The 6117-nt window shown below is 56.6% G+C and carries 7 protein-coding genes and 1 pseudogene; 2 read left to right on the top strand and 6 right to left on the bottom strand.

Annotated elements, in window-relative coordinates; all coding sequences use genetic code 11:
- Positions 1 to 297: 297 nt before the first annotated feature.
- Positions 298 to 589: pseudogene (locus JH25_RS0127225) on the top strand (fructose-bisphosphate aldolase).
- Positions 590 to 693: 104 nt separating this feature from the next.
- On the opposite strand, the gene JH25_RS10830 reads toward JH25_RS0127225, so the two are convergent.
- On the bottom strand, positions 694 to 1254 hold the full coding sequence (locus JH25_RS10830) for a DUF3757 domain-containing protein (RefSeq protein ID WP_236648051.1): 561 nt from the start codon (positions 1252 to 1254) through the stop codon (positions 694 to 696).
- Positions 1255 to 1598: 344 nt separating this feature from the next.
- Between JH25_RS10830 and JH25_RS10835 the strand changes: the two genes are divergently transcribed.
- The gene (locus JH25_RS10835) at positions 1599 to 1874 is read left to right on the top strand and encodes a hypothetical protein (protein WP_032879006.1); all 276 of its coding nucleotides are present in this window, start codon (positions 1599 to 1601) and stop codon (positions 1872 to 1874) included.
- Between the two features lie 136 nt (positions 1875 to 2010).
- On the opposite strand, the gene fba is transcribed toward JH25_RS10835, so the two are convergent.
- The 5 genes from fba to epd form a co-directional block, all read right to left on the bottom strand.
- On the bottom strand, positions 2011 to 3075 hold the full coding sequence (gene fba, locus JH25_RS10840; protein WP_003177554.1) for a class II fructose-bisphosphate aldolase: 1065 nt from the start codon (positions 3073 to 3075) through the stop codon (positions 2011 to 2013).
- Between the two features lie 124 nt (positions 3076 to 3199).
- Positions 3200 to 3535: an MliC family protein gene (locus JH25_RS10845; protein ID WP_005792196.1), complete on the bottom strand. Its 336-nt coding sequence runs from the start codon at positions 3533 to 3535 to the stop codon at positions 3200 to 3202.
- 60 nt (positions 3536 to 3595) lie between these two features.
- The gene (locus tag JH25_RS10850) at positions 3596 to 3823 is read right to left on the bottom strand and encodes a hypothetical protein (RefSeq protein ID WP_032879005.1); all 228 of its coding nucleotides are present in this window, start codon (positions 3821 to 3823) and stop codon (positions 3596 to 3598) included.
- A 31-nt stretch (positions 3824 to 3854) separates the two neighbouring features.
- Positions 3855 to 5018, bottom strand: coding sequence for a phosphoglycerate kinase (locus JH25_RS10855; protein ID WP_032879003.1), 1164 nt, complete (start codon positions 5016 to 5018; stop codon positions 3855 to 3857).
- 17 nt (positions 5019 to 5035) lie between these two features.
- Positions 5036 to 6091: an erythrose-4-phosphate dehydrogenase gene (epd, locus tag JH25_RS10860; RefSeq protein WP_032879002.1), complete on the bottom strand. Its 1056-nt coding sequence runs from the start codon at positions 6089 to 6091 to the stop codon at positions 5036 to 5038.
- Between the last annotated feature and the right edge of the window lie 26 nt (positions 6092 to 6117).

Genomic DNA, 6117 nt, shown 5'->3' with positions numbered 1-6117 from the left:
AGTGTCCGTCCTACAGGACCGTTGCGGCCAGTCAATTCGCCGCTTATAGTTCGCCCCGTCGCTGGCTGAACAGCGATAGGGTTTCGCAGCCCTAACGATACGTGTCTAACCAAGCATCATGAATACAACGATGAGCGCTTCGGCGCCCGTCGTCTGTTTTATGGTGGCTGTGTGTGGGAGACCTCCGGGTCTGCCGGGTTCCTCGTATCCTCGGTCTGCGAACCCGCACACAGCTACCACCCAATTCGTTTCGCAGCGAATGGCGGTAGTCCTTTTCAGATACGAGGAATATTTGTCATGACCCAACAACTACCACCCCGCCGCTTCACCCCCTGCACCGAAACCGCCACAGACTACCCCGTGCTCCTGATCGACAGCGACGCCCCACTGCTCGACCTCCACGCCTGCCTGCGCGAACGCCTCAACGGCCCTTGAACACCTCAACCTGATGGCCTGTTCCAGCCTGCCGGATTTCACAAAACGTGACCTGAACAACATCGCCAATACCGCACGCATTTTGGTTCAGGACGTGAGCGACGTGTTCCGGGTGATTGAACAGCAAGGGTTCGATACACCCAGCGCCGTCTAATCAAACTCCAGCAAAAAACCCGCACTCCTGCGGGTTTTTCATAAAGTGGACTTAATTAGATTTGTGCCGTCAGGTCAGCCCCAGCACCTGATGGCTTCGCCTTTCTACTGAGGAGGCAATGTCAATTTCGCAGGGCCCTTTGAGTTCATTAGCTCAAAAGTACAGTCTGTGACAGTATTATTTTTACATTCCTTGTGCTCGTTCCAAGCACTGCCTTTAGCCACTGGAGGCAAGGTAAAACGCTTGGACAGCCTTAAATAGTCGCTCTTGCCTTTTCCCACGTAATCGCAGGTCACATAGTTATAAGGCAACTTCGTCTCGCTGTCTGTTCCCTGCTTGATCGCCGCGCCTGAAAAGCTGAACCCCTCAACCATCGAGCTATCCTCGACAAGCTGCTCACCACTCCACTCCTGCACCCCGCCTGAGAAGTGAATACTCACTGCCTTAATACTTGAGACGTCTGGACAAGACAGCGGGGCTGCATAGGCATTACCCATCAGCGCTAATCCCCCAATAGCAGTAAAGCATTGAAGCGTTTTTAATAAATGCACCTGTGACATAGCCTGTATTCCCTTATTGGAGTAATCCTCTGCAGCATGCGCAAATTCATTAACGAAAAATACTGTCAACATTGACAGTTTTAAATAAACATTAGGAATAAGCACAGCAATTTCAATAGCTAAATGATTATTCTCTCAGAGCACCAAATAAACAATCGAGATTGGCCGAAGACACATGTCCAGCCTACTTTAAATATTTCCACAGAATGGTGAAAATCATGGCCTTAACCAAACCCAAGGTTGTGGGGGGGGGAGTTGTTACAAATCCAGTCCCGCTCAGACATACACACATAAGTGCGCACTTAGTGAGTATCCAGCTAAATGCGCCGTCTTTACCTACAGCCATTCGTCGGAACTGTGATTTCTAAGAGGTAGCCACATACCTGATGCATCACTAGAGTTTCATCACGTCGTCGATTCCCGACGACCACTTAAGAAGGATATTTATCATGGCTGCCTATATTGATAGCGCCAAAGGCGGAGCCGCTCAAATTGCAGTTTCAGGGAGGGGCACGCCTGGTTATCGGGTTTACTTGCATCAAGCCGGCACGGGAGCGCTTCTAGGAAGCGGGCTTGTTGGCTCAAACGGCACGTACTCCTTTATCACCCAAGAAGCGATTCTGAAAAACTACAGCAAACAAACCATTAACGTACAAGTAAGAGAGACCAAGGTCAATAGCACCTATTCGGACTGGAGCCTCACCAGTCCCGTGACGATCTCTTAACTCGCCAAACTCAAATTAGAAGTTATCGGCATAGATGCTGGATACAGTTAACCTTTTAAGGTCATGTTGAATTATTAAGACAATAAATATAAATAAAAAACCCGCATTGCTGCGGGTTTTTTATAAACGCCCGGACTTAATTGACCTTAGCGTTCAACTCACCCTTCAAATACCGCTGGTACATCGCTTCCAACGAGATCGGCTTGATCTTCGAAGCATTACCCGCAGTACCAAACGCTTCGTAGCGAGCAATACACACGTCGCGCATTGCGGTCACGGTGGCACCGAAGAATTTACGTGGGTCGAACTCGCTCGGGTTGGTGGCCATCAGGCGACGCATTGCGCCAGTGGAGGCCAGGCGCAGGTCGGTGTCGATGTTGACCTTGCGCACGCCGTACTTGATGCCTTCGACGATTTCTTCAACCGGTACGCCGTAGGTTTCTTTGATGTCGCCGCCGTACTGGTTGATGATCGCCAGCCACTCTTGCGGGACCGAGGAAGAGCCGTGCATCACCAGGTGGGTGTTGGGGATACGCTTGTGGATTTCCTTGATGCGGTCGATGGCCAGCACGTCGCCGGTAGGTGGCTTGGTGAACTTGTAGGCGCCGTGGCTGGTGCCGATGGCGATGGCCAAGGCGTCGACCTGGGTCTTCTTGACGAAGTCGGCCGCTTCTTCCGGGTCGGTCAGCATCTGGCTGTGATCCAGCACGCCTTCGGCGCCGATGCCGTCTTCTTCGCCGGCCATGCCGGTTTCAAGCGAGCCCAGGCAGCCCAGCTCGCCTTCGACCGACACGCCGCAGGCATGAGCCATGGCCACAGTTTGTTGGGTGACGCGTACGTTGTACTCGTAGTCGGTTGGGGTCTTGCCGTCTTCGCCGAGGGAGCCATCCATCATCACCGAGCTGAAGCCCAGCTGGATGGAGCGCTGGCACACGTCAGGGCTGGTGCCGTGGTCCTGGTGCATGCACACCGGGATATGTGGGAATTCTTCGATGGCCGCAAGGATCAGGTGACGCAGGAACGGGGCACCGGCGTATTTGCGCGCACCGGCCGAAGCCTGGACGATCACAGGGGAGTCGGTCTTGTCAGCGGCTTCCATGATGGCGCGCATCTGCTCAAGGTTGTTGACGTTAAAGGCTGGGACGCCGTAGCCGAACTCGGCTGCGTGGTCCAGCATTTGACGCATGCTGATAAGTGCCATTGTGTTGTCTCTCCCGGTCGAGGGTCGTTAATCGTGCAAGCCTGCCGTAGCGGCGGCTGCTATTCAAGTTATTGCAGATCAAGGGGTTGAGCCTTGTACTGCTGAATCGTTATTGCTGTTGGGTTCAGTTGGCTTTGCAGCCGCGCCCAATCAAATCATCGGTGGCAACCCAGTACACCAGACCTTCCTCACCTTTGGTGTGAAACGCCAACTGGCCGTCGCTATACAGCACGCCGGAGGCGGCTACCTCTTGCTTGAGACGGTAAACCTGGTCCGAGCCGCCGAGGCGTACATCCACTTCGGAACGGGCCTGGTTGGCGAAGCGCCAGTTGAGCTCGGCCTTGCTGTCGCAGGTCCAGGTGGTCCACTTGTCGGCAGGCTCTGCGGCCTTGCTGAACATGTTCATGCTGCTGCAACCGGCCAACAGGGCCAGGGCTGCCAGGGCGAAAACGCCTTTCATTGCCAATCCTCGCAGGGCGACCTGGGGCCGCCGTTGCTGTTGGTTAGTGGATCAGACCCGTCAAGGGCAACCCTGTTCCTGACCGTTGGGCGCGGAGTCGTATTTCTCCAGCCGTTCGTTGCCGATGCGCTTGTTGATCACCGGCATGGTCTCGGCTTGCCAGTCAGCCTGGTAACAGCTTTTGTTCAACGGAGCCTTGGCGTTGTCCGCCTCCGGCGCCGCGCTGGGTTTGCCGCTGCAGCCGGCCAACAAGCCCGCTGCGATCACCAGTGCCAACGACTTGATCATGGGAACACTCCTTTTCCTGATCACGCGAGCCTTAGCCCTTGGCTCGGGTTTCCAGCACTTCCACGGCTGGCAAAACCTTGCCCTCGACGAATTCGAGGAAGGCGCCGCCACCGGTAGAAATGTAGGAGATCTGATCAGCAACGCCATATTTATCGATGGCCGCCAAGGTGTCACCGCCGCCGGCGATGGAGAAGGCCGAGCTTTCAGCAATAGCTTTGGCCAGCACTTTGGTGCCGTTGCCGAACTGGTCGAACTCGAACACGCCTACCGGGCCATTCCACAGGATAGTCTGGGATGCCTTGAGCAGTTCGGCGAAGTTGGCCGCAGTTTGCGGGCCGATGTCCAGGATCATGTCGTCAGCGGCCACGTCAGCGATGAGCTTGACGGTGGCTTCGGCGCTTTCAGCGAACTCTTTGGCAACGACCACGTCCACCGGCAATGGCACGCTGACTTTGGCGGCGATGGCGCGCGCGGTATCCAGCAGGTCCGGCTCATACAGGGATTTGCCCACCGGGTGGCCGGCTGCGGCCAGGAAGGTGTTGGCGATGCCGCCGCCGACGATCAACTGGTTACAGATCTGGCTGAGACTGTTGAGCACGTCCAGCTTGGTGGAAACCTTGGAACCGGCAACGATGGCCGCCATTGGCTGGGCCGGAGCGCCCAGGGCCTTGCCCAACGCATCCAGCTCAGCAGCCAGCAGTGGGCCGGCAGCGGCAACCTTGGCGAACTTGGCCACACCGTGGGTCGAACCTTCAGCGCGGTGAGCAGTGCCGAAAGCGTCCATCACGAACACATCGCACAAGGCAGCATATTGCTGGGCCAGTTCGTCGCTGTTCTTTTTCTCGCCCTTGTTGAAGCGCACGTTTTCGAACAGCACGATGTCGCCGGCCTTCACATCTACGCCGCCCAGGTAATCCGCGACCAACGGAACGTCACGGCCCAGGGCCTTGCTCAGGTACTCGGCGACAGGCTTGAGGCTGTTTTCGGCAGAGAACTCACCTTCGGTCGGGCGACCCAGGTGGGAGCAGACCATCACGGCCGCGCCTTTTTCCAGGGCCAGCTTGATGGTCGGCAGCGAGGCCAGGATTCGCGCATCGCTGGTGACAACACCGTCCTTGACTGGGACGTTGAGGTCTTCGCGGATCAGTACGCGTTTACCTTGCAGATCGAGGTCGGTCATCTTCAACACGGTCATGGGTCGCAGTTCCTGAATTACTGTTGAGGTTGTTTAGAGGCGATGTGCAGATAATGTTCCGCAACATCCAGCATTCGGTTGGCAAAACCCCATTCGTTGTCGAACCAGGCCAGAATGTTCACCAGCCTGGGGCCGGAAACGCGAGTCTGGCTGGCATCGACAATCGCCGAATGCGGGTCATGGTTGAAATCGCAACTGGCGTGGGGCAACTCGGTGTAGGCCAGCAGGCCTTTGAGCGGGCCGCTGGTGGCGGCGTCACGCAGTATCCGGTTGACCTCCGTCGCATCGGTGTCGCTGACGGTTTGCATGGTGATATCCAGGCAAGACACGTTTACCGTCGGCACCCGTACGGCTTTGGCCTGGATTCGCCCGGCAAGTTCCGGCAACAGTCGCTCGATGCCGCGAGCTAAGCCTGTGGACACCGGAATCACTGACTGGAACGCCGAACGCGTGCGGCGCAGGTCTTCGTGGTGATAGGCGTCGATCACCGGCTGGTCGTTCATCGCCGAGTGAATCGTGGTGATCGACACATAATCCAGGCCGATCGCCTGATCCAGCAGGCGCAACAATGGCACGCTGCAGTTGGTGGTACACGAAGCGTTGGACACCAGCAGCTCATCACCGGTCAGGCAATCCTGGTTGATGCCATAGACAATGGTGGCGTCGACATCCGCCTCGCTGGCCATCGGTTGGGAAAACAGCACACGCGGCGCACCGGCGTCGAGAAAACGCTGGCCATCGGCACGGGTGTGATAGACACCGGAGCATTCCAGCACCAGGTCGACGCCCAGTGCTTTCCAGTCGATGCCTTCGGGGGTGGCACTGCGCAACACTTGTACGCAGTTGCCATTGATATGCAGACAATCGCCGTCGACTCGCACTTCGCCGGGAAAGCGCCCGTGGGTGGAGTCAAAGCGTGTCAGGTATTCGATGCTGGCCATGTCGGCCAGATCGTTGATTGCAACAATTTCAAACCCGGCTGCCGCCCCTCGCTCGAACAGAGCACGCAAGACGCAACGACCAATGCGGCCGTAGCCGTTGAGTGCAACTTTGTAGGGACGCGGTTGGGGCATGGGGTTCTCGATCAAGGTTAGTTCGG

It is taken from the genome of Pseudomonas sp. BRG-100, assembly GCF_000737955.1.
GTDB classification, from domain to species: Bacteria; Pseudomonadota; Gammaproteobacteria; order Pseudomonadales; family Pseudomonadaceae; genus Aquipseudomonas; species Aquipseudomonas synxantha_A.
The sequence above is the reverse complement of the archived record's forward strand: the minus strand, read 5'-3'. Positions and strand labels throughout refer to the sequence as shown.

Excerpts from the sequence above, each read along its gene's own strand:
- JH25_RS10855 (WP_032879003.1), bottom strand. The coding sequence starts at position 5,018 with ATGACCGTGTTGAAGATGACCGACCTCGATCTGCAAGGTAAACGCGTA.
- JH25_RS10845 (WP_005792196.1), bottom strand. The coding sequence starts at position 3,535 with ATGAAAGGCGTTTTCGCCCTGGCAGCCCTGGCCCTGTTGGCCGGTTGC.
- JH25_RS10835 (WP_032879006.1), top strand. The coding sequence starts at position 1,599 with ATGGCTGCCTATATTGATAGCGCCAAAGGCGGAGCCGCTCAAATTGCA.
- fba (WP_003177554.1), bottom strand. The coding sequence starts at position 3,075 with ATGGCACTTATCAGCATGCGTCAAATGCTGGACCACGCAGCCGAGTTC.
- JH25_RS10850 (WP_032879005.1), bottom strand. The coding sequence starts at position 3,823 with ATGATCAAGTCGTTGGCACTGGTGATCGCAGCGGGCTTGTTGGCCGGC.
- epd (WP_032879002.1), bottom strand. The coding sequence starts at position 6,091 with ATGCCCCAACCGCGTCCCTACAAAGTTGCACTCAACGGCTACGGCCGC.